The organism is Duganella violaceipulchra (assembly GCF_019166075.1).
Classification (GTDB): domain Bacteria; phylum Pseudomonadota; class Gammaproteobacteria; order Burkholderiales; family Burkholderiaceae_D; genus Rugamonas; species Rugamonas violaceipulchra.
On sequence record NZ_JAHTGR010000173.1, the window covers coordinates 1 to 319 of the forward strand.

1 protein-coding gene is annotated in these 319 nt (G+C 63.9%); it reads left to right on the forward strand.

Features of this window, described 5'->3' with window-relative positions; genetic code table 11:
* Positions 1-319: AMP-binding enzyme (locus KVP70_RS33550; protein ID WP_217946752.1), on the forward strand; the 319-nt coding region annotated here is incomplete at both ends.

The following is a 319-nucleotide window of genomic DNA, read 5'->3' on the forward strand; positions in this document are numbered from 1 at the left end:
GCGACCTGGGCCGCTGGTTGGCCGATGGCAACATCGAGTATGTAGGAAGGGGCGACTTCCAGGTCAAGATCCGCGGTTTCCGAATTGAGCTGGGCGAGATCGAAGCCAGGCTGGCGGCCTGCGAAGGTGTGCGCGCAGCGATTGTGATCGCACGCGAAGACCAGCCGGGCGACAAGCGGCTGGTGGCGTACGTGATCGCGCAAGCAGGGGCGGAAGAAGGGGCCTTGTCGGCAAGCAACTTGCGCGAGCAGCTATCGGCCAGCCTGGCCGAGTACATGGTGCCCAGCGCATTTGTGACCTTGGACGGTTTCCCGCTGAC